The sequence below is a fragment of the Micromonospora sp. D93 genome (assembly GCF_018070365.1).
GTDB classification, from domain to species: Bacteria; Actinomycetota; Actinomycetes; order Mycobacteriales; family Micromonosporaceae; genus Micromonospora; species Micromonospora ureilytica.
The window spans coordinates 122,474-144,753 of record NZ_JAGPXW010000008.1; the positions used below are offsets into that span (position 1 = coordinate 122,474).

A 22,280-nucleotide genomic window follows, 5' to 3' on the forward strand; every position below is an offset into this window, starting at 1 on the left:
GCGAACCTGGCCAGATGCAAGTTGCGGCTCGGTCCTTGCCATGAGGTCGACCCAGCCGGATGGTGCATTCGACTCCCCGATTTCCCTCATGACCGGGGAAACGACCCCCGCGACGCCGGGTGACGCCGAAGTCCGGTCACCGACCCCAGACAGAAGCGGGGGGCTCCAGCCAGTGCCGGAACCCCCCGCGCGTCGTCGTGTCGTGACGGCTCGGTCAGCGCGCAGCGGTCAGGGCGCCCATGGGGCGGCGATGCTCCAGGTGCTGTCGGCGGTCCACGACGTCGGCGTGTTGTACGCGTCGCCGCCGGTGCCGTTGCTGAGCCAGACCTCCGCGTTGTAGTGCCGCAGGTACTTACCCCGGAAGTTGTACGACTCCAGCGACACGCCGGTGCCGGTCAGCCCGGTGCGGGCGCACCAGGTGGCGTCGGCGCGCAGCAGCGCGGAGCCGTCGTCCGGTGAGTTGCGGACCCGGGAGTTCTGGTGGCGCAGGTACTGCCCGGGAAAGTTGACCGACTCGAACGAGTAGCAACCGGTGCCGGCCAGGCCGGGTCGGACGGTGTACGTGGCGTCGGCCTTGAGCAGGCTGGAACTCGCGGCGTCGACCACCTCCGTGTAGGCCAGGCTGTCCTGGTGGCGTAGGTAGCGGTTGGTGAAGCCGGGCGTGGTCACCTGCAACGACCGGCGGGTGTTGACCGGCAGGGCGACGGGCGCCGAACTGCCGATGGTCTTCGAGGCGTTGATCAGGGCGGTGTTGGCGGCGCGCACCCGCGCCTGGTCCATCTTGATCACCTGCCGGTCGTAGGTGACGAAGCCGTTCAGCTCACCCTCCAGGTCGGTGATCTCGGTGTAGATCGAGGCGCTGAGCCCCTTGCCGAGCATCAGGTTCTGGGTGCCCTGCACCAGCCCGACGTACCGGTCGGTGAGGGCACTCGAACTGGACTGCCACTCGTACGCGAAGAAGCTGCCGCTCGGGCTGTACTCGTGACCCGGCGTGTGCAGGCCCAGGCCGCCGAACTCACCGAGAACCGCGATCCGGCTGCTCGACGGTACGGGGGAGTCCGGTCCGAGGTAGACGTGCCAGTCGTCGATGTCGCCGTTGCCGGGGTTGCCGAGGGACTGGCAGCAGTTGTGGCCGCTGTGCGGGTTGACCAGACGGGTCGGGTCCTGGTTCTTGATGTTCTGCGCGACCCGCCGGGTGTCGGTGAGGGACCGCTCGCCCCAGCCCTCGTTGTAGGGCGTGTACGCGATCACGGCGGGTGAGCTGCGGTGCTCGTCGACGATCTCCCGTGCCTCGGCCTCGAACTGCGCCTGCTGGGCGTCGGTCGGGTCGACGTCCTGGGCGGTCAGCGAGGGGATGTCCTGCCAGACAAGCAGGCCGAGCCGGTCGGCGTGGTAGAACCAGCGCTGCGGTTCCACCTTGATGTGCTTGCGCACCATGTTGAAGCCCAGATCCTTGTGCTTCTGCAGGTCGAAGGCGAGGGCTGCGTCGGTCGGCGCGGTGTAGAGCCCGTCCGGCCAGAAGCCCTGGTCCAGGGTGCCGACCTGGAACACGAACTGGCCGTTGAGCTTGGGGCGCAGCACACCGTTGACCATGCCGGTGGTGATCTCCCGCATGCCGAAGTAGTGCGTGGTCCGGTCCACTGTGGTGCCGGTGGCGTTGCGCACTGTCACCCGGAGGTTGTAGAGGAACGGGTCGTCGGGTGACCAGCGGCGGGCGTTGGGCACCGGCACGCTGAAGTCGGTGAAGCCGCCGGTGGCCGAGCCGACCACTGTGCCACCGTTCAGCGCCTCGGCGAGCACGCTGTGACCGCTCACGTCGCCCCGGGTGGAGACCCGGACCCGCACTGTGTTGTTGCTCAGGTTCGGGTAGACGTCCACGCTGCTGATCGAGGCGGCGGGCACCGGCTCCAGCCACACCGTCTGCCAGATGCCGGAGCTGGGGGTGTAGAAGATCCCGCTGGGTGTCTTCGTCTGCTTGCCGATGGCGGGCAGGCTGCCGTTCTGCCGGGTGTCGGTGGGATCCCAGACCTTGACGACGATCTCGTTCGTCCCGGCGGTGAGCTGGGGAGTCACGTCGAAGGTGAAGGCGTCGTAGCCGCCGGTGTGCGCGCCGACCCGGACACCGTTCACCCAGACCGTGCTCTGCCAGTCGACGGCGCCGAAGTGCAGCAGGGTCCGTCGACCCGACCAGTTGGCCGGGATGGTGACGGTGCGTCGGTAGAACAGGTAGTTGCGGTTGTCGTTGGCGGCCCGCTGGATGCCGGACAGGGCGCTCTCGACCGGGAAGGGCACGTTGACCCGCTCGGGCAGGTTGGCGCCGAACTGTGGGGCGTCGTCGGTCGTCGACTGGCGTAGCTGCCACTCGCCGTTGAGGTTGAGCCAGTCCGGCCGCGTCATCTGGGGTCGCGGGTACTCGGGCAGTGGTGTGCCGGCCAGGGCCTGGCTGGTCCAGGGGGTGGTCAGTGGTGGCGTCTTCGCCGGCGCGGCGTACGCCGACGAGGAGGGCGCGGCGAGAATGCCGGCCACCAGGGCGAGGATGAGCAGTAGGGGCAGGGCGGGGCGGATGGGGACGTGACGTGTCATGCCGTCTCCGAGGGGGCGAGTCGCCGCGGGCGGTGCAGCCAGGCCCGAAGCGCGTGGGTGGTGGGCATCGGTGACCGGCATATTGACATCCATCATCACCTGTATAACGTTATAGAGCCGCGCCGGGCGTCCCGTCAATGCTTGTTCATCAATGCCTTGTCGGTCCGCCTGCCGAATTCGCGAAAGGTTGGTGGATGGGCGTCAACCTGAAGGACATCGCCCAGCGCGCCGGCGTCTCGCTGGCCACGGTCTCGAACGTGGTGAACGGGTACCGGCCGGTGGGGGAGCGGACCCGACAGCGGGTGCAGCAGGCGATCGACGAACTCGGCTACAGCCCCAACCTCGGCGCCCGACATCTCCGCCGGGGGCGTACCGGCCTGATCGCCCTGGCCGTCCCGGAACTGACCAACCCCTACTTCGCCGAACTCGCCGAGATCGCCATCGCCGAGGCCGCCGCGCTCGGCTACACGCTCGTCATGGAGAACACCGCGGCGGACCGGGGGGCGGAGCTGGCGCTCCTCGACGGTTCCCGGCAGCGCGTCATCGACGGCCTGATCCTCAGTCCGGTGCGCATCGGCCGGGAGGAGGTGCTGGCCCGGTCCGCCGGCAGTCCACTGGTGCTGATCGGCGAGGGCGTCTTCGACGTGCCGCACGACCACATCGCCATCGACAACGTGGCCGCCAGTCACGCGGCGATCCGGCATCTCGTGGCGATCGGGCGCCGCCGGATAGCGTTCATCGGCGCCACCCCGGGCGGTGACCGGCAGTCGGCGCACCTGCGGTTCCGGGGTTACCGGGAGGCCCTGGCGGCCGCCGGCCTGCCGTACCGACTGCGGCTGGTCGCCCGCACCGACGCGTTCGGCCGGCTCGACGGCAAGCGGGCCATGCGTGACCTGCTCGCGCTCGGTGACCCGCCGGACGCGGTGTTCGGTTACAACGACCTGGTCGCCATCGGCGCGCTGCGGGCGCTGGCCGAGGCCGGTCACCGGGTGCCCGAGGACGTCGCGGTGGTCGGGATCGACGACATCGAGGAGGGCCGGTTCAGTGCCCCGACCCTCACCACGATCGCCCCGGACAAGAGGGAGATCGGCCGTCTCGCGGTACGCCGTCTCGTCGCGCGCATCGAGGTCGCGGAGGTCGCGGGGCCGCTGACCGTGCAGACGCCCTTCCGGCTCATCCGCCGGGAGAGCACCGGCACGCCGGGCGGGTGAGACCGAGATCCATAGTCTCGGTGGTACGACCCAGAGAGGATGACCCGCAACATCCACGCACCTCAATATGATGACCGCTATCTCGAAACGGGGTGCGCTCACGAGGCGCGCCATCCTGATGCGGAGGAATGCATGGTTCGCTGGCGTACCCTCACTGGCCTGCTGGCCACCGCGTTGGCCGCGGTGACCGCGGCCAGCCTCACCCTCACCGCGCCGGCCGCCGCGGCCGACAGTCCCGTGACGCCGAACGTCGTCGGTGGCACCCGCGCCGCTCAGGGCGAGTTCCCGTTCATGGTGCGTCTCTCGATGGGCTGCGGCGGGGCGCTGTACAGCTCCCGGCTGGTGCTCACCGCGGCACACTGCGTGGGCTCGACCGGCACCAACACCAGCATCACCGCGACGCTCGGGACTGTCGACCTCCAGTCGTCCAGCCGGATCACCGTCCGGTCCAACTACGTCTACCGCGCCCCCGGTTACAACGGCGCCGGGCGCGACTGGGCGCTGATCCGGTTGGCCAGTCCCGTCACCGGGCTGAGCACGCTGCCGATCGCCAGCACTACCGCGTACGACAGCGGCACCTTCACCGTCGCCGGTTGGGGCGCCGCGCGCGAGGGCGGCGGCCAGCAGCGGTACCTGCTCAAGGCGACAGTGCCGTTCGTCAGCGACTCCACCTGCAACGCCAACTACGGCGGGGACCTCATCCCGGCCCAGGAGATCTGCGCCGGCTACGCCAGCGGCGGCACGGACACCTGCCAGGGTGACTCGGGTGGCCCGATGTTCCGCCGTAACGCCAGCAACGCCTGGATCCAGGTCGGCATCGTGAGCTGGGGCAACGGCTGCGCCCGGCCCAACTACCCGGGCGTCTACACCCAGGTGAGCTACTTCGCCTCGTCGATCGCCTCGGCCGCGGCGAGCCTCGGCGGCTGACCGTACGACCGCTCGGGCGGCCCGGACGACACGGTCCGGGCCGCCCGTTCGTGCCGTCAGACGGAACGGGCGGCGAGTGGGCCACCCGACAGATTCGGCGGGCCGTCGGTGCGGCACCGGGCGCAACGGCGATGATGGGCCGGTGAAGATCCTGTCCATCCAGTCGTCGGTCGCCTACGGTCACGTCGGCAACTCGGCGGCGGCCTTTCCTCTGCAACGGCTCGGGCACGAGGTCTGGCCGGTCCTGACTGTGCACTTCTCCAACCACACCGGGTACGGCGCGTGGCGGGGCCCGATGCTCCCGGCGGCGGACGTGGCGGAGGTGATCGCGGGCATCGAGGACCGCGGGGTCCTCGGCGACGCCGACGCGGTGCTCTCCGGCTACCAGGGCGACCCGGCCATGGGCGCGGTGATCCTGGACGCGGTGGCGACGGTGAAGGCGACAAACCCGGCCGCTGTGTACTGCTGCGACCCGGTGATGGGCGACGCCGGTCGGGGCATGTTCGTCCGGCCGGGAATTCCGGAGTACCTACGGGACACCGTCGTGCCACGCGCGGACATCATCACGCCGAACCACTTCGAGTTGGACTTCCTCGCCGGCCGTACGACGAACTCGCTGGCCGAGGTGCTCGACGCGGTCGACGTGGTGCGCGCGACCGGGCCGCGGCACGTCCTGGTGACCAGCGTCCTGCACGGCGGCCTGCCGCCGGACTCGCTGGAGGTGGTGGCGGTCTCCGACGAGGGCGCGTGGGCGGTGACCACGCCGCTGCTGCCGATCAACCCGAACGGTGGGGGCGACGTCACCGCGGCGCTGTACCTCGCGCACCTGTGGACGACCGGCTCACCGGCGACAGCGCTGGAACGCACCATCGCCTCCGTCTACGCCGTGCTGGAGGCGACTCTCGCGGCCGGCACCCGGGAGATCCAGCTGGTCGCGGCGCAGGACGTGATCGCCGACCCGCCGACCCGTTTCACCGCCCGCCGGCTGCGCTGACGGCGGACGGCGGGTCACCGACCGGCGACGCTGACGGCGGGCAGCGGGTAGGCGGCGGTCAGCGGCCCTCGGGGACGGCCATCTCGCCGAGCAGCGACCAGTCCTCCTGCGGCACCGTTGCGTTCACGATGCGCGGCGTCTCGGCCAGGTGCGGCGGCAGGGTCTCCTGGGCCGCGCGGAAATGGGCGGACTGGACGTGAGCCGCGCCGGCCTGGTCGTCGCGGAACGCCTCGACCAGCACGTACTCGGTCGGATCGTCTAGGCTGCGGGACCAGTCGAACCACAGGCAACCCGGCTCCGCGCGGGTCGCCTCGGTGAACTCGGCGGCGATCTGCGGCCACTGGTCGGCGTGCTCGGCCAAGATCCGGAATTTGGCGGTAATGAAGATCATGGGCCCAGGCTACCCAGCCGGGCGGGCGCGGGCGACGACCTCCTCGGGGGTCAACGGCGCCTTCGGGTGGTGCGTCAGGCACAACGGGGTGCGGACCTTGACGAACGAGAATCCCTCCCCGGCGGCGTAGAACTCACCGCTGTTGAGCAGGCCGATGTCCGGCAGCCGCCCGCCCTTGGCCTCGGCGAGTTGCCGGGCCGCGTCGATCTGCGCCGGCGCGTTGAGCAGCCCGAAGAACTGCGTCGTCGCGTTGCCGGAGATCTGGTTGTGCAGACCCTTGGGCGCCTGGGTGGCGAAGACCAGCCCGAGCCCGTACTTGCGGGCCTGCGCGGCCAGCGCGATCGAACTGGCCGTGCAGGCCGTGGTGCCGGTCGATGGCGCCAGCGTCTGCGCCTCGTCCATCACGAACAGCCCACCCAACGGTCGGTCACCGGCGGGGTGCCGCTTGATCCACGCGAAGAGCGCCATCTGCAACTGGTTGACGAAGCTCTGCCGCTCCTGGTCGGAGGTGAGGCCGACGAAGCTGATCACCGACACCCGGGCCCGCCGCCCCGGCGACGGCGTCAGCAACAGCCCCGGGTCGGCCGGCGCGCCAACCCCGCCGAAGAGCGGATCGGTGACCATCGCCGCCTTGAGCGCCTCGGCCAACTCCTCGGCGAGCTTCCCGGCGCGGGCCAGCCGACTGACCCCCTCGGGCAGGTCGGTGAGGAAGTCGGTGAAGCCGGGCAGGCCCACCATCCCGCTTCGCGCGTACGCCTGGAGGGCCTCGGTGAGCACGGCCTTGCCCTGCTGGGCGAGCCGGCTCGACCTGTCGACGCCGGCTCGGGGCGCGAGCGCCTCCACGGCGGAGCGGACGGCCTGGTCGAACTCGTCGGGCCAGTCCCGCAGGGAGGTGAAGTCGGGCAGCGGCTGGAAGCTCAGCGGCCGACCGGCGGTGACCCGGGGCGTCCACACCACCACCTCGGTGTGCGCGAGGTAGTCGGCGGCCCGTTCGGCGTCGCCGGGACCCCAGCCGCTCGGTGGATCGGGCCACGCGTCGCCGAGCCGGGCGAGGTCGTTGTTGGGGTCGAGCACGATCGCCGAGACTCCCTCGCGGGCGCACTCCTCGACCAGCCGACGGATGAGCACGGTCTTGCCCGAGCCGGACCCGGCGAACACGACGGCGTGGCGGCGCAGCGACTCCAGGGGCACCGTGAACGGTTGACCACCGTCGACGGTCCGCCCCAGCCCGACCGCCAGACCATCGGCGCCGACCACGGGGTCGACCGTGTCAGTCGGCACCGGCCCGGCCGCCGAACCGGTCGCCGGACCACCTGCCACGTCGGCGACCGGCGCGTTCGTCGGGTCGGAGTCGCTGCCGTCCGACGGTGGCTCGCCGTCGTCCGGCGTCGTCGGCGGGGCGCCGCCGCGCGTCCCGTCGGGCCCGGGCAGGACCGCGCGGAACAGCTCGGTGCCGCTGGCCGGGCGACGGGTCACCAGCCACTCCTGCAGGGCCGTGGACGGCTCGGCCGCCATCACCCGCAGCGCCGCGAAGACCCGCAGGTCCGCCTCCGGCACGGCGCACCGCAGGCCGCCGGCCGCGTCGAAGCCGGCCAACACCTCGGTCGTACGTTTCCCCGTCGGCCACGGACCGTTGCGCAGCAGGATCAGCCGCCGTTGTGGCAGGTCCCGGTCCAACCCGGCGAGGGTGCACGCGGCCTTGACCCGCGCGGTGACGGCGACGGCGTTGGGGTGCGCGATGGCCCGGAAGCACCAGTGCGCCTCGTTCTCGGTGGCCTCGTCGAGCACCTCGATCAGCCGCCCGTGCAGCGCGGGCTTGCGCCCGGGCGGCGGATCGTACTTGTAGGTGGCGCCGGTCGGTGCCTGCTCGGCGATCCAGGCGGCCAGGCCGGCGGCGAGCAGCGGTGGCATGTGTTCGTCCTCGCCCGCAGGGTCGACGGCGGCCGACACGTCCGCGGCCTCGACCAGCTCGGCGAACCGTGCGTCCAACTCGTGCAGGCGGCGCTCGTCCGTCGTCGGGTCATTGGAAGCGCCACGGACGGGGCCCACCGTCGGCGTCGAGTCGGCGCCGTCGATGAGCCGGTCCAGCTCGACCACCTCGTCGCGGTCACGGCACCAGGCGATGTGGCGGTCCACCCGGCGCAGCAGGGCGCGTGGCGTCAGGGTGGGGGCGTCGGCGAAGGCGGCGGGGGCGATCGGCCAGGTGGGGTGCGGTGGCCCGAAGAACATCCCCGCGAACGCTGCGGTGAGGCGCTTCGCCACGATCGCCTGCCCGATCTCCGCGGTGGGGATCCGGTCCGGCAGGGTCGACGTACGGAAGCGGTCGGCGACCGGGGTGGGCGCGGCGCGGGTCATCAGCACCCAGGTGTCCGGCAGGCACGAGACAACGACCAGGGTGCGGCGGGTGATGTCGCGGAGCTTGAGCAGGCCGTCGGCGATCGGGCCGAGCATCTTGGCCTGGCCGTCCTCCAGCCCCTGATGCTGGTTGAGCAGTGAGGTGCTGGTCTGGGCGAACAGCGTGTCGAGCTGGTCCACGGCGATGACCGTGGGGTCCAGGGTCAGGGCCATCAGCCGGGAGATGTCCTGCACGACCTGCTGCGGGGTGCGGATCGCGGTGCTCAACCCCCACGCCGCCCGCGCGGCCGGGTCACCCGGTTCGGAGATCAGGTGGGCGTAACCGACGTCCTGTGCCTCGAAGTCGATGGCGCCGTGCAGGACGAGCGCCCGAGCGGTGTCCTGGGCGTCCCGCCCGACCTCCCGATCGCGCTCGCGTAGCGCCCAGATGAAGGTGTCGAGCTGTGCGCGGGTCACTGGTTGGGCGCCGGCGACCGCGTCACGGACCTCAGTCGGCAGGCCGAGCTGGGGGGTGAGTCGACGCAGGAAGGTCTTCAGCTGGGTGCCCCAGCCGACGTGGGGCCGACCCATCCCCTCCACCAGGGCCAGGGCCACGCTCTCCCAGAACGTCTTGCCACTGACCATGTCGACAAGGAAGAAGTAGCCGCCGTCGCGTTGGATCCGTTCGCGCACCGCCCCGAGTAGGTGCGTCTTGCCGGCGCCCGCTCGGCCCTGCATGGCCACGCCGAGCGGCATGCTCGTGTCGTCGGTGCGGGCCCGCGCCACCCCGCGCAGGATCTCCGCGGCCACCTTCTCGTGCAGCTCCGGCACGTTGTGCGGGCTGGGTCGCCACACGTCGTCCGGGGTGACCGCCGGGTTGAGACTCACCGCGTCCAGCGCGGTCCGCTGGTCGTCGGAGATCATGCCGGGCCGATCGCCAGGGCGTGGTTGTCCTCGTTCCCGATGCGGACGGCCGCGGTCCGGTCCCGTGCGGTCAGTGACTTGGTGTTCGCCACCGGGATGATGCGGACGTCCTCCCGGCCGACCATCGCCCGCAACGCCGCGTCCAGGGCGACCCGATCGGTGTCGACGAGCCGGTCGCGGACGTCGGCGAGGCCGACCCAGGCGCCAGGCGCGGTGGCCAGATCCCGGTACGCCGAACGGACCAGCGCCTCCACCTCCACCGCGGACACGGGTGCCGCCGGTGCCGGTGCCGCCGCAGTCGGTGCCGCCGCCGTGGCCGGTGCCGGTGCGTCGGGCCGAGACTCGCCGGCCGCCAGCGCCGTTGCTCCGGTCTGCTTGAAGAAGTCGCCGTGGCTGACCCGGAGCCGGTCCAGCGAACGGTGCAGGTTGGACAGGACGACGAACAGCGAGCGGGTCGTCGAGCCGCCCTGCTTCGGCGGCGGGGAGGTGTGCAGCTGACGTGCCACTCGCCAGCCCTCCTCGGTCAGCTCGTGGGCGAACGGCCGGTGATTCTTGTCGGTGTCCACCAGGCCCAGGTCGACGAGCTTCGTGTTGTCCTTGCCGGTCAGCGTGAAACCGGCCAGCTCCTTCAGCTCGACGTTTGTGACTCGACGCGCCTCGACCATCAGCACCACGAGGGCGTTGATCTGGTTCGGCGTCAGGTGCGGGACGTCCGCCGGGCTCGTCATGATGTCTCATCTCCATGGGGGTACGTGCCGCCCGCGCGCCGCCGGGCCAGTAGCCGACGGATCCCGTCGACCACCGCCGGAGCGTCGGTCAGCACCTGCTCGTTGGTGAAGCGGAGCACGTCCAGCCCGAGGAGTTGCAGCTGCACGTCTCTCCGCCGATCGTTGGCGAAAGCGATTCGCCCACGATGCTCCGGGCCGTCCACCTCGACCGCAAGACCCTCCACGGGCCAAAACAGATCCAGTCGGTATGCCGCACCCAGGACGTGCCACTCGTAGGTCTGGTTCCACCGCCGGCCCCGCGCCCAGTCGTGCGGCGCGAGCGCGCGTTCCAACGCCTGCTCGGCGGCGCTGTCACCGCGTGGCACGCCCGCGATCGGTGGCCACGCCAGCACCGTCGACTCCGGCTCGGCGGCGGTGGCCGGAATCGGTTCGGTCGTGCTGGCCAGCTCGGCGAATCGCTTCGGCACCGGCAGGGGCACCGAGCGCACCCGGTCGACGTGGCGCAGCGGCCCGCCGACCAACCACACTGTGAAGCCGCCGTGCCGCACGAACCACTCGGCGGCTGCCACCAGCGTCCGCTCGGCGTCCGCGTCCAGGTCGGGTAGGGCCACGACGAGTACGCAGCTCTCCCGGTCGTACGCCTCGGCGATCACGCGGGCGAGCCCGGCGGCGCGTACCCCCGGGGCGAAGCGGGACCGGTCGGCGGCACGGCGCCGATCGCGCAGCCCACGCTCGGCGAGGTCGGCGAGGAACGGGCCGAAGTGCCGGGAGCGGGCGGCGGTACGGGCCGCGAGGGCGCGCACCGCCGCCACACCGAGCGTGCCCGCGCTGTCGAAACGGTCGGCCCCCGCCAGCCAGCGGGGGAACATCGTGAGGGCTGCGGTGTCCAGTTGGTCGAGCAGGGCGTCCACGAGGTCACCGAGCGGACCTACCACAGTGGGCCGGTAGTGCACGATCGCGGGCGCTGCCGGTGGCAACGGGTCGAGCGCCACCCGCAGCAGCTCCGGGTCGACGCCCGGTAGGTGACTCACTCGCCGCGTCGGCGGGGCGGCCCACCAGGCCCTGGTGGCGTCTCCGTTGACCCGGACGGGGTGCGCCATGCCGGCACCCTACGACACGAGCGTGCGCGACCGGGGCCCCTCGACAGCGGAAGCGGCGCGCTCGCCGGTCAGCGCAGACGGCGGATGTCGCCGTACGCGCGGTAGTAACCACCGCGGCTGGACTCGCGTACCTCGGTCACCAGATAGCGGGCGCCCGGCTCGCGAATCCCCTTGGGGAACTGCACCGACCAGTCGCGCCGGTAGCCGTCGGAGAGCACCTGAACCCGCAGCCGCCCCCGGTCGTCAAGGCACTGCACGACCACGCCCGCGCCCGAGTCGCTTGTCACCTCGACGATCGTCGGTTGCACCGGTTGGGGCGCCTGGCGGGGGGCCTTGATGTCGCGGACCTGGGGAACGTCACCGGCCTGCGCCGCGCGGATGGCCGGCTCGCTCGCGTCGATGCAGGCCAGATGGCCGCCGGTGGTGACGACGTAGAGCCGGTCGTCGTGGTACTGCATGGAGTACGCCGAGCCGCACCCGGTGCCGAGCTTCCACAGCCGGGTGCCCGCCGCGTCGAAGCAGTAGATCGAGGACTGGCTGTCGCCGGCGAAGACGTACCGACCGCCCTCGGCGGTGGCGCAGGAGAAGACCGGGGCGTCGCAACGGTAGGTGCGTTCGAGGCGACCCGACTTGGACAGGCGCACCACCTCGCGGGTGCCCGTCCCGGCGAACACGCTGCCGTGCTCCTGCCAGCCGAAGAGCACCGAACCGGTAGTGGTGTGCCACAGCTCCCCGCCGGTACGCCACTCGTAACCGGTCACGCCCTGCGAGTGGCCGTGGTAGATGGCGTCGTTGTCGCACCGCACCATCCAGGCCGAACGCCCCCGCCCGGGGCGACGCCACAGGAACTCGTCCTCGTGGTCGACGGCGGTGATCCCGCCGTCGGCGTCGGAGACGCCGAGGACGCCGTCGTGGATGTCCAGCCAGTAGATGTCGATCTCCGGGGCGATCGCGTACGCCACGCGGGGCACCTTGCCGGACAGGTCGTAGACGTTGCCGTCGTCGCAGCCGGCGTAGATCCAGGCGTCGTCGGCGACGATGCACTTCACACCGTCGGGGAGGCGGACCTGGCTGCGGACCTGCGCGTCGTGGTCGAGCGTCGTGATGACACCGTGCTCGTTGCCGACCATGCAGTGCTGCCCGTCGACGAAGATGCCGAACGCGGGGGCGCCGGAGTCGTAGCGCCAGAGCACCGGGGCGGTGTGGGCGGTGGAGCGGGTGCTCACGATCTGCCGCCGTGACACGGTGCGCTTCTGGCGGACGCCGGGGACCGCCGGCGCGTAGCCCTTGCGGACCTTTTCCCCGATTTTCTTCGCCGCGGCGGCCCGGGCCCGGGTGTTGTCCGGATAGGCACTCGCCTTGACCTGCCCCTGGTCACCGATCCGGCCGTAGCGCACCGTCAGTGTGGCGTTGTCGACGATGACCTCGTAGAACTTGTGCGCACCGTCCACTTCGGACAGTTCGAGGTAGGTCGTCTCCTGGGACATGGGGGCCTCCGAGGGTCAGCGAGCGCGCGATCCGGCCGGCGCGGCGACAGTGCCCACACGCTAACGGCGGCCCCCGACAGAATCGGTGTCCGGCCAGCGCAGCGCGTCGTCGCGGAGCACCGCGTGCGCGCCGACGGTCTGGTTGACGATCTGCGTCACCCGTACGTCGACAGCGATGCTGGCCAGCGCCACCGCGTCCGCGCGGCTGAGGGAGTGCAGCCGCTGCATCAGGGTCAGCATCGAGTCCAGGGCGGCGAACGTGGCGTCGTCGAGGGACGCACCGACGCCCAGCGTCAGCCAGGCATCGGGGGTACGGGCCACCGGGCCGGTGACCGGAAAGTCGTCGCGCACGTCGAAGGTCAACGTCACCTCGTCCATCGGACACTCGATCGCGGTGCCGCCGACCTCGCCGTCACCCTGTGCGGCGTGCCCGTCCCCGACGGAGAACAGCGCGTCGTCGACCGGGATCGGCAGCAGGAGGGTGCTGCCGGCGGTGAGGTCCCGGCAGTCCAGATTGCCGCCCCAGGGGCGCGGTGGGGTCGTCGAGTGCCGTCCCGGCTCCGCGGGTGGCATGCCGAGCACTCCCATGAAGGGCCGCAGCGCGACAGCGTGGCCATGCTGGTTGCGGCCGGTCATCGTCACCGGGTCCAGCGTCCAGGCGTGCACCACCTGGTGGTCCTGCACGCCGTAGCGCTCGTTGAACCCGCTCGGCCAGCCGCCGGCCACTGTGGTTCCCCAACTGGCCGGGACGACCGCGTCGATGCGTACCACGAGGGTCTGTCCGGCGCGCGCACCGCGGACCGCGACCGGACCGATCAACGCGTGTCCGTGGTCGGGTTGGTGCTGCGCGACACGGGGCCGGTCCCGGTTCGGTCCGCCCGGGTACGGGCCGGCGGACCACCAGCAGTCCAGGGTGCGATAGGTGACTGTGTCGCCGGCGTCGATGGTGAGCACCGGCGGGAAGTCGGGGGAGAAGTGACCGTGGAGGCTGTCATCCCCCGGGATGAGGGTGTGTCGCATCTGTGCAGGCTAGTGGCAGCTGGTTCGCGCCGCGGGTGGCCCGGTGCGCGGTGGGTGCCGGGCGCACCCACCGCGCACGTCTCGGACCCGGGCGATGTCAACCCGAGGTGCAGGAACGGATCTGCGGGCGGGCGCTGCTGTTGCCGTTGGTCATCGTGGTGAAGCCGAAGGTGTTGCCGCTGCCGTTGGACCGCATGGTCATGACGGTGCCGCTGCTGTCCCAGGTGGCGGTGCCGTTCCAGATCGTGGAGACCCGCTGCGGCGAGGTGATGGCCACGACCACTGTCCACGTGCTGGCGCCGCTGACCGTCACCGACGTGTTGTACCTGTCGCCCCAGACGTTGGGGGTCGTGGCGGTGGCGGTGCAGGTGCCGCCGGCGGGCGGCGGGGTGGTGGTGGTGGGCGGCGGGGTGCTGCCGTCGGGCGCTACCGCGCGGCCGGTGGACGGCGAGATCATGCCGGGGCACAGGTTGCGACTGGTCAGGTTGGCCATGATCTGGGGGATCGCGTCGCGGGTGTTCTGGATCCCGTCGTGCATCAGGATGACCTGACCGGCCTGGAGTCGGCTCGCGTTGGCCACGATCTGGCTGACGCTGGCGCCGTTCCAGTCCTGGGAGTCCACGTCCCAGATCACCTGGCGCATGCCCAGCGACGACGCGACCGACTGCAACGTGGAGTTGGTCTCCCCGTAGGGCGGCCGGAACAGCGTCGGTCGGCTGCCGGTCGCCGACTGGATCGCCGAGCTGGTCTGGGACAGGTCCGACTGCATCTGAGACTGCGACATCGAGGTCATGTGGGCGTGGTTCCAGCTGTGGTTGGCGACCCACATGCCGGCGGCCACCTGGGCCTGCGCGGCCGACCGGTTGTTCTGGACGTTCTGCCCGACGTTGAACATCGTGGCGCGTACGCCGTTGGTGCGCAGCACGTTCAGCAGCGAGCTGGTGCTGCCGGTCGGACCGTCGTCGAAGGTCAGGCCGACGTAGCCGTTGCAGGTGGCGGCGCTCGACGGGGTCGAGGTGGCCGCGAGGACGACGCCGCACATGGCGACGGCGGTGGCCAGGACGGCGAGCGCCGCGCGCAACCGCCTCGACCACAGGGCGGTGCGGGGGAAGAGCCTGCTCATCTGGTGCCCCTTCGCGCAGGCCGGACGCGCCCTGGGGGGCGGGCAGCACAGTCCGGACAGGTGTGGATGAGTGGTGGGGTGGAGCCGAGACCGCAACGAAGCCGATGGCATTGACCTCAGTGGATCGGAGTATTACAGCGAGAATTCCAACGCGTCAACAAGTTCCGGAAAACCCTCGGAACAACGCAGAGGGCTGTTCGGGGGCTGGCCAGGCACTGCGGCCTATCGGAGGGTCTCGATCATGCTGATCGATGAGTATGCACCCGACATGATCCGGAAAGCTGCCGGAATTATCGACAGTCGTCGCCGAGCCCACCGCCGAGCCGGCCACACGTAATAGTAAAGATTGTGAACAGAAGATGTTACAGTCACTTCGGTCGATCTCCGCTCGGGTTTCGGCCAGCGAGGTCCCAGGAGGGAAGTGATCACATGACGAGACTGCGCGCGCTGGTCGCGCTGGCGGCACTGATCGTCGCCGGTGGACTGGTGGCGGTCATCCCGGCCACCGCCGCGTCGGCGGCGGCCTGTTCAGCATCGTGGCAGGCCTCAGCCGTCTACTGGGGAGACGCCCAGGTCTCCCACAACGGCCGTAACTACCGGGCGAAGTGGTGGACCCAGAACGAGGCGCCGCCGGGCACGACGGGCGTCTGGGAGGACCTCGGCGCGTGCGGCGGGGGCACCACGCCGCCCACCGGGGGGACCTGCAGCTACCCGAACTGGACCGCCGGGACCTGGTACGCCACCGGGGCGATAGTGCGGTACACGAACGGTTCCTACTACATCGCCGAGCACGACAACCCGGGGTACGACCCCGTCGTCAGCACCTGGTACTGGGAGCCGTACACCTGTGGCGGTCAGCCACCGACCACCCCGCCACCCACCAACCCGGGCGGCTTCGTGGTCACCGAGGCCCAGTTCAACCAGATGTTCCCAGGTCGCAACTCGTTCTACACGTACTCCGGACTCGTCGCCGCGCTCAGCGCCTACCCGGCGTTCGCGCGCAGCGGCAGCGCCACCGTCCAGCGGCAGGAGGCCGCGGCCTTCCTGGCGAACGTCTACCACGAGACCGGCGGGCTCGTGCACGTCGTCGAGCAGAACACCGCTAACTACCCGCACTACTGCGACTACGGGCAGCCGTACGGGTGCCCCGCCGGGCAGGCCGCCTACTACGGGCGGGGGCCGATCCAGCTCAGTTGGAACTTCAACTACAACGCCGCGGGTAACGCGCTCAACCTGCCGCTGTTGACGAACCCGTGGCTGGTGCAGACCGACGCGTCGGTGGCCTGGAAGACAGGTATCTGGTACTGGATGACCCAGAACGGTCCGGGCACCATGACCGCCCACAATGCGATGGTCAACGGCGCCGGGTTCGGTCAGACGATCCGCAGCATCAACGGCTCGATCGAGTGCAACGGCGGAAATCCCGCCCAGGTGCAGAGTCGCGTCACCAGGTACCAGCAGTTCGTCGGCATCCTCGGCGTGTCCGCCGGAGCCAACCTCTACTGCTGATCCGTGGCCGGGCCTCGGCGTCCGTCGCCGGACGGCGTCGAGGCCCGGCACCTCGGCCGCCGGGGCCCGGGAGGGGCGGCGGCCGTTTCGGCGCGACCGACCCGTTGACACGGCCGTGCTGTGCCCGGAACTATCAGCGGCAGTCCACAGGCCCCGGCTCCCGTTGCTCACGATCTCCAATGACAACGATGTCAGGGCTCCGACCCGCCACCCGCTCCACACTGCCCAGACGTTCGACGTACTCGACCCGGTTCGAGTCGAAAGGCTCCGTCCCTCATGTCGCACACCCCCCTTGCGCGTCCCCTGTCTCCCCGCCTGATCGCGGCGACGACAGCAGTCCTGCTACCGCTGGGCCTGCTCGTCGCCGCGCCCCTGGCGAACGCCGCCCCCACCCCCGCGACTCCCGGCACCTTCACCTCCTCGTTCGAGTCCGCCGACCCGCAGCCCGCCACGAGCACCGTGGAGGTCGGCGCGAACGGAAAGCCGGTCCAGGCCAACCTGAGCGGCACTGTCGCCTCCCTGCCCGGCAGCCTGCTCGGCCAGGTCAGCGCCGTGACCGCGAGCGACGAGAACCCGCCACGGGAGGTCGCCGCGAACCTCACTGACGACGATCCGTCGACCAAGTGGCTCGTGTTCGCGTCCACCGGCTGGGTGACCTACCAACTCGCCAAGCCGGCGACTGTGGTGCGTTACTCGCTGACCGCGGCCGACGACGCACCGACCCGAGACCCCCGGGACTTCGTCCTCCAGGGGTCGAACGACGGCAGCACCTGGGCCGACCTGGACAAGCGCGCCGGCGAGAAGTTCAGCGGGCGCTTCGCCACCAGGACGTACAGCTTCACCAACACGAACGCCTACGGCTTCTACCGGCTCAACGTCACAGCGAACTCCGGTGACTCGCTCGTGCAGCTCGCCGACTGGAACATCAGCGACGGCTCGGACGTCCGCCCGCCGGCCACCCCCATGGTCAGCGAAGCGACCGCCGGCCCGAACGGTGGCTACACCACGAAGCCGGACGTCGGGTTCACCGGACTGGCCGCGCTGCGCTACTCCGGCGGCGCCGAGGGCAACGGCCGCTCGTACGCGACGAACAAGCTGTTCGACGTCATCATCCCGGTGGGGCCGAAGACCCGACTGTCGTACAAGATCTTCCCCGAGTTCACAGGCGGGGACGGTCGGTACCCGTCCACCTACACCGCCGTCGACCTGCACTTCACCGACGGCAGCTACCTGAGTGGACGCTCGCCCGCCGACCAGCACGGCTACCCACTCACCGGCGCCGGGCAGGGCGCCTCGAAGGTGCTCTTCGCCGACCAGTGGAACCTGGTGCAGGCCGACCTCGGCACCGTCGCGCGCGGCAAGACGATCGACCGCATCCTGCTGGCGTACGACAATCCGCAGGCCACCGGGGAGACCCGGTTCCAGGGTTGGCTCGACGACGTCGAGGTGACGGCCGCGCCGGCGTCGATCGACGGCTCGAAGCTGACCAACTACGTCGACACCCGACGGGGCACCAACTCGACAGGCGGTTTCTCGCGCGGCAACAACCTGCCGATCACCGCCGTGCCGAACGGGTTCAACTTCTTCACGCCGGTGACCGACGCGACCTCCGACTCGTGGGAGTACGAGTACCACCGGGTCAACAACGAGGCCAACCTGCCGATGCTCCAGGGCCTGGCGATCTCCCACGAGCCGAGCCCCTGGATGGGTGACCGCAACCAGATGTCGGTGATGCCCGTCGTCGGTGGCGGGCCCCTCACCGGTCAGCCGGCCAGCCGTGCGCTCGCGTTCAGCCATGACGACGAGACGGCGCAGCCGGATCTCTACCGGGTCACGCTCCAGAACGGCCTGGTGGCGGAGGTGTCGCCCACCGACCACGCCGGGATCATGCGGTTCACCTTCCCCACCGGGCAGGCGACCGGAAGTCTCGTCTTCCACAACGGCACGTTCACCATCGGCACGGACGGCACGTTCACCGGTTGGGTCGACAACGGAAGTGGCCTGTCGGCCGGCCGTAGCCGGATGTTCGTCTCCGGCGCCTTCGACCGGGCGCCGACGGTGTCCGCCGCGACCTCGGCCACCTTTGACATCTCGGGCTCGCGGGAGGTGACGATGCGTCTCGCCACGTCGTTCCTCTCCGTCGACCAGGCGCGCCGGAACCTCGACCTGGAGGTCACCGGTAAGAGCTTCGACCAGATCCACGCCGCCGCGACGGCCTCGTGGAAGGATCGGCTCGGCCGGGTCGAGGTGCGGGGCGCCACCGAGGCGCAGCTAATCACGATGTACTCGAACCTGTACCGGTTGAACCTCTACCCGAACTCGCAGTCGGAGAACACCGGCACCTCCGCCGCGCCGCGCTGGCAGTACGCGAGCCCGGTCTCGGCGGCGACCGGCGCGTCGACCCCCACGCAGACCGGCGCGAAGGTCGTCGACGGCCAGATCTATGTCAACAACGGCTTCTGGGACACCTACCGCACCGTGTGGCCGGCCTACGCGCTGCTGTACCCGGACGTCGCCGCCAAGATCTCCGACGGGTTCGTCCAGCACTACCGTGACGGCGGCTGGATCGCCCGCTGGTCGTCCCCCGGCTACGCCGACCTGATGACCGGCACCAGCGCGAACGTGGCCCTGGCCCAGGCGTACCTCACCGGGGTCAAGCTGCCCGACCCGCTGGCGGCGTACGACGCGGCGGTCAAGGACGCGACCGTCGCGTCCGGGCGCAGCGCTGTCGGACGCAAGGGCATCGAGAGCTCCCTGTTCCTCGGCTACACGCCGACGTCCACGGGGGAGTCGGTGTCCTGGGCGCTGGAGGGCTACATCAACGACTACGGCATCGGCAACATGGGTGCGGCGCTCGCCAAGGACCCGGCCACGCCGAAGTCGGAGCGTGCCCGGCTCAAGGAGGAGTCGCGGTACTTCCTGGAGCGTGCCCGCAACTACGTCCACCTCTTCGACCCGAAGACGAAGCTCTTCCAGGGCCGCGACGCCGCCGGAAACTTCCTCGCCGGTGACCCGCTGGACTGGGGTGGCGTCTACACCGAGACGAACGGGTGGAACTTCGCGTTCACCGCCCAGCAGGACGGCCAGGGCCTGACCAACCTGTACGGCGGGCAGAAGGCGCTGCGGGACAAGCTGGACGCGTTCTTCACCACCCCCGAGAACGCCGACCGCCCCGGTGGGTACGGCGGTGTCATCCACGAGATGCTCGAAGCGCGCGCGGTGCGGATGGGGCAGCTCGGCATGAGCAACCAGCCGTCGCACCACATCCCGTACATGTACAACGTCGCCGGCGCGCCGGCCAAAACCCAGGAGACGGTGCGGGAGATCCTGCGCCGCCTCTACGTCGGCAGTGAGATCGGCCAGGGCTACCTGGGCGACGAGGACAACGGCGAGATGTCGTCCTGGTACATCCTCAGCTCGCTGGGCATCTACCCGTTGCAGGCCGGGTCGTCCGAGTGGGCGATCGGCTCGCCGCAGTTCACCAGGATGACAGTGCACCGCAGCAGCGGCGACATCGTCGTCAACGCGCCGAACAACAGCACGACGAACATCTACGTGCAGGACGTCAAGGTCAACGGCAAGAAGCAGCGCGGCCTGTCAGTGGATGTGGCGGCGCTCGCCAAGGGCGGCACCATCGACTTCCAGATGGGCCCCAGGCCGTCGCCGTGGGGCACCGGCAAGAACGACGCGCCGCCGTCGCTGACCAAGGGTGACGATGCGCCGAAGCCGTTGCAGGACGTCACCGGTCCCGGTCTCGGCACCTCGACCGCGACGGGCGGTCAGGACGCGTCGAAGCTGTTCGACGACTCGTCGACCACCCAGCTGACCTTCACCTCGGCGACCCCCCAGATCACCTGGGCCTTCCGTGGTGGCAAGCAGAAGCCGAAGTACTACACGGTCACGTCCGGCGCCGGTGCGGGCGATCCGGCGGACTGGCACCTGCAGGGCTCCAACGACGGTCTCACATGGACCACAGTGGACTCCCGCACCGGCCAGGTGTTCCCGTGGCGCAACCAGACCCGCCCGTACTCGATCGACAAGCCGGGGCGGTTCGCGCAGTTCCGCCTCGCCGTCACCAAGACGGTCGGCGCCGCGCAGACCAACCTCGCCGAGGTCGAGCTGCTCGCCGGGGGTGACCTCGACCTCGGTGGCGGCGACATCGCGGTCACCGCCGCGGACGGCGTGCACGCGACGTCAGGCGTACCCGTCTCGGTGCCGTTGGCCACCGTCACCGGCGGCGACGCCAGCGGCTACCAGGCCACCATCGACTGGGGTGACGGCACGCCGGTCACCGCGGGCACCGTGACGTTGAGTTCGCGGGCCGTCTACCGCATCGGTGGGTCCCACACCTACGCCACGCCGGGCTACCACCAGGCGAACGTCACGGTGACCGACGGCGACAGCCAGAGTTCCGCGACGGTCGGCGTCGAGGTGGCGTACGCCCCGGCCTCCGGTCTCACCGCCGCGTTCGACAGCGTCTGCGTCGGTGACGAAGGGGCACTCGCGGCAGACTGCGACGCCAAGTCGTGGGCGTACTCGCGGGCGGCCCTCGCGGCGGGCGGTGTGACCCAGGGTCAGCAGCGGCAGATTCCCGGAACCGAGCTGCGGTTCACAGTGCCGGTGATCCCGGCCGGGCAGCCGGACAACGCCACCGGCAACGGGGCGACTGTCGTCCTCGACCTCCCGGAGGACGCGAAGAGCATCTCGTTCATCGGCGCCGGAACGCAGGGCAACCAGAGCACCACCGGCACGGCGACGTTCAGCGACGGCAGCACGGCCAGCATTCCGATCCAGTTGAGCGACTGGACGCTGGGCGGCAACGCCAACGGCACCCCGTCCTACGGCAACATCATCGTCGCCCGGACGGCGTACCGGTTGCAGGGCACGAGCCGCGACGGCGCCCAGCCGTTCCTGTTCGCCACCGCGCCGTACCAGATCCCGGCGGGCAAGACGCTGGTGTCGGTGACCCTGCCGACGCAGACCGGCGACCCTCGCTCGGCCGGCCGGATCCACGTGTTCGCCGTGGCCAACGACGGCACGCCCGCCCCGGCGCTGAGGACCGCCGCCCCGAAGGACCAGACGGCCACCGCCGGGCAGGCCCTCGCGGCGAACCTCGGTGCGGTGACCGGCGGCGTTCCCGGTACGACGGGCTACCGCGCCCGCGTCCAGTGGGGTGACGGCACGGTTCCGAACGACGTGACGATCGGCGAGTCCGGTGCAATGAGTGGCCAGCACACCTACGCGCGGGAGGGCACCCACACGGTGCGCGTCACCGCGTGGGACACGCAGTCGAGCAGCACCGGGTCCTTCACCGTGACCGTGGCCCGGGGCGGATCGCAGCCGGCGATCGCGCTGTCCGCGTCCGGCGCCGTCACCACCGGTGGCGCGGTCACCGTCGACGGCAGCGGCTTCGCCGCCGGCGAGCAGGTGACAGTCAGCGTCGGCACCGACCCGGGCCGGACCGTGAAGGTCGCGGCCTCCGCGACGGGAACGGTTCGCGCCTCGGTGCCGACCTCCGGTGACGCGCAACCCGGCCGGTACGCCGTCACCGCGACTGGCGCGTCCTCGCGTACGCCGGCCACGGCCACCGTCCAGGTGACCGGGCGGCCGGAGGCGCGGACCTACCAGCCGCGGGTGGCGCTGTTGACCACCTCGGGACCGCGCGGCACGTCGATCATGTTCGACGGTTCCGGGTTCGCTCCGAACGAGGTGGTCACGATCGCCTTCGGGTCCGGACTGGCGGTCAGCACCGTGCGCGCGAACGGTGACGGCGTCATCTCCGGCGCGACGGTGAGCGTTCCGGGTGCGGCGAAGGCGGGCGCGACAAGCGTCACGCTGAACGGCGCCACGTCGGCGGCGAAGGTGTCCCGACCGTTCACCGTCACCGTCACCGGCTAGCGCCAAGCCAGGGATAGTGCAGTCGCGCAACCCACTGCCACTCGAGAGGGC

The 22,280-nt window shown here is 70.7% G+C and carries 13 protein-coding genes; 5 read left to right on the forward strand and 8 right to left on the reverse strand.

The window, feature by feature from the left end; all coding sequences use genetic code 11:
* Positions 1-228: 228 nt before the first annotated feature.
* Complete coding sequence (locus tag KBX71_RS12495) at positions 229-2,583, reverse strand: AbfB domain-containing protein (RefSeq protein WP_210818096.1); 2,355 nt, start codon at positions 2,581-2,583, stop codon at positions 229-231.
* 194 nt (positions 2,584-2,777) lie between these two features.
* Here KBX71_RS12495 and KBX71_RS12500 point away from each other — a divergent pair, with 194 nt between their 5' ends.
* From KBX71_RS12500 to pdxY, 3 genes are all read left to right on the forward strand, one after another.
* Positions 2,778-3,794: a LacI family DNA-binding transcriptional regulator gene (locus KBX71_RS12500; protein ID WP_247683359.1), complete on the forward strand. Its 1,017-nt coding sequence runs from the start codon at positions 2,778-2,780 to the stop codon at positions 3,792-3,794.
* Between the two features lie 132 nt (positions 3,795-3,926).
* A complete protein-coding gene (locus KBX71_RS12505) occupies positions 3,927-4,721 on the forward strand; it encodes a trypsin-like serine protease (RefSeq protein WP_210818097.1) in 795 nt (264 codons plus the stop codon).
* A gap of 142 nt (positions 4,722-4,863) precedes the next feature.
* On the forward strand, positions 4,864-5,715 hold the full coding sequence (gene pdxY / locus KBX71_RS12510; RefSeq protein WP_210818098.1) for a pyridoxal kinase PdxY: 852 nt from the start codon (positions 4,864-4,866) through the stop codon (positions 5,713-5,715).
* Positions 5,716-5,773: 58 nt separating this feature from the next.
* Here the strand turns inward: pdxY and KBX71_RS12515 are convergent, their stop codons facing one another.
* From KBX71_RS12515 to KBX71_RS12545, 7 genes are all read right to left on the reverse strand, one after another.
* Complete coding sequence (locus KBX71_RS12515) at positions 5,774-6,106, reverse strand: putative quinol monooxygenase (RefSeq protein ID WP_210818099.1); 333 nt, start codon at positions 6,104-6,106, stop codon at positions 5,774-5,776.
* 9 nt (positions 6,107-6,115) lie between these two features.
* Entirely contained in the window at positions 6,116-9,364 is a 3,249-nt protein-coding gene (locus tag KBX71_RS12520) for an ATP-binding protein (protein ID WP_210818100.1), read from the reverse strand.
* Complete coding sequence (locus tag KBX71_RS12525) at positions 9,361-10,092, reverse strand: hypothetical protein (protein ID WP_210818101.1); 732 nt, start codon at positions 10,090-10,092, stop codon at positions 9,361-9,363. Before KBX71_RS12525 ends, KBX71_RS12520 begins: the two co-directional genes overlap by 4 nt.
* Positions 10,089-11,192, reverse strand: a complete 1,104-nt coding sequence (locus KBX71_RS12530) for an endonuclease domain-containing protein (protein WP_210818102.1) — start codon at positions 11,190-11,192, stop codon at positions 10,089-10,091. Before KBX71_RS12530 ends, KBX71_RS12525 begins: the two co-directional genes overlap by 4 nt.
* Positions 11,193-11,260: 68 nt before the next feature.
* Entirely contained in the window at positions 11,261-12,679 is a 1,419-nt protein-coding gene (locus KBX71_RS12535) for a PQQ-binding-like beta-propeller repeat protein (protein WP_210818103.1), read from the reverse strand.
* Positions 12,680-12,739: 60 nt separating this feature from the next.
* Positions 12,740-13,699, reverse strand: a complete 960-nt coding sequence (locus KBX71_RS12540) for an acetamidase/formamidase family protein (protein WP_210818104.1) — start codon at positions 13,697-13,699, stop codon at positions 12,740-12,742.
* A gap of 97 nt (positions 13,700-13,796) precedes the next feature.
* Positions 13,797-14,822 (reverse strand): polysaccharide deacetylase family protein, encoded by a 1,026-nt coding sequence (locus KBX71_RS12545; protein WP_210818105.1) that lies wholly within the window; start codon positions 14,820-14,822, stop codon positions 13,797-13,799.
* 429 nt (positions 14,823-15,251) lie between these two features.
* On the opposite strand from KBX71_RS12545, the gene KBX71_RS12550 reads away from it, so the two are divergent.
* Together KBX71_RS12550 and KBX71_RS12555 are read left to right on the forward strand one after the other, a co-directional pair.
* A complete protein-coding gene (locus tag KBX71_RS12550; RefSeq protein ID WP_210818106.1) occupies positions 15,252-16,331 on the forward strand; it encodes a glycoside hydrolase family 19 protein in 1,080 nt (359 codons plus the stop codon).
* 276 nt (positions 16,332-16,607) lie between these two features.
* Entirely contained in the window at positions 16,608-22,229 is a 5,622-nt protein-coding gene (locus KBX71_RS12555; protein WP_210818107.1) for a GH92 family glycosyl hydrolase, read from the forward strand.
* Positions 22,230-22,280 lie beyond the last annotated feature (51 nt).

What these genes read in the sequence shown, in the direction of transcription:
- KBX71_RS12535 (WP_210818103.1), bottom strand. Translation starts at nt 12,679, where the DNA reads ATGTCCCAGGAGACGACCTACCTCGAACTGTCCGAAGTGGACGGTGCG.
- KBX71_RS12500 (WP_247683359.1), top strand. Translation starts at nt 2,778, where the DNA reads ATGGGCGTCAACCTGAAGGACATCGCCCAGCGCGCCGGCGTCTCGCTG.
- KBX71_RS12520 (WP_210818100.1), bottom strand. Translation starts at nt 9,364, where the DNA reads ATGATCTCCGACGACCAGCGGACCGCGCTGGACGCGGTGAGTCTCAAC.
- KBX71_RS12550 (WP_210818106.1), top strand. Translation starts at nt 15,252, where the DNA reads ATGACGAGACTGCGCGCGCTGGTCGCGCTGGCGGCACTGATCGTCGCC.
- KBX71_RS12515 (WP_210818099.1), bottom strand. Translation starts at nt 6,106, where the DNA reads ATGATCTTCATTACCGCCAAATTCCGGATCTTGGCCGAGCACGCCGAC.
- KBX71_RS12495 (WP_210818096.1), bottom strand. Translation starts at nt 2,583, where the DNA reads ATGACACGTCACGTCCCCATCCGCCCCGCCCTGCCCCTACTGCTCATC.
- KBX71_RS12555 (WP_210818107.1), top strand. Translation starts at nt 16,608, where the DNA reads ATGTCGCACACCCCCCTTGCGCGTCCCCTGTCTCCCCGCCTGATCGCG.
- KBX71_RS12540 (WP_210818104.1), bottom strand. Translation starts at nt 13,699, where the DNA reads ATGCGACACACCCTCATCCCGGGGGATGACAGCCTCCACGGTCACTTC.
- KBX71_RS12530 (WP_210818102.1), bottom strand. Translation starts at nt 11,192, where the DNA reads ATGGCGCACCCCGTCCGGGTCAACGGAGACGCCACCAGGGCCTGGTGG.
- KBX71_RS12545 (WP_210818105.1), bottom strand. Translation starts at nt 14,822, where the DNA reads ATGAGCAGGCTCTTCCCCCGCACCGCCCTGTGGTCGAGGCGGTTGCGC.
- KBX71_RS12505 (WP_210818097.1), top strand. Translation starts at nt 3,927, where the DNA reads ATGGTTCGCTGGCGTACCCTCACTGGCCTGCTGGCCACCGCGTTGGCC.
- KBX71_RS12525 (WP_210818101.1), bottom strand. Translation starts at nt 10,092, where the DNA reads ATGACGAGCCCGGCGGACGTCCCGCACCTGACGCCGAACCAGATCAAC.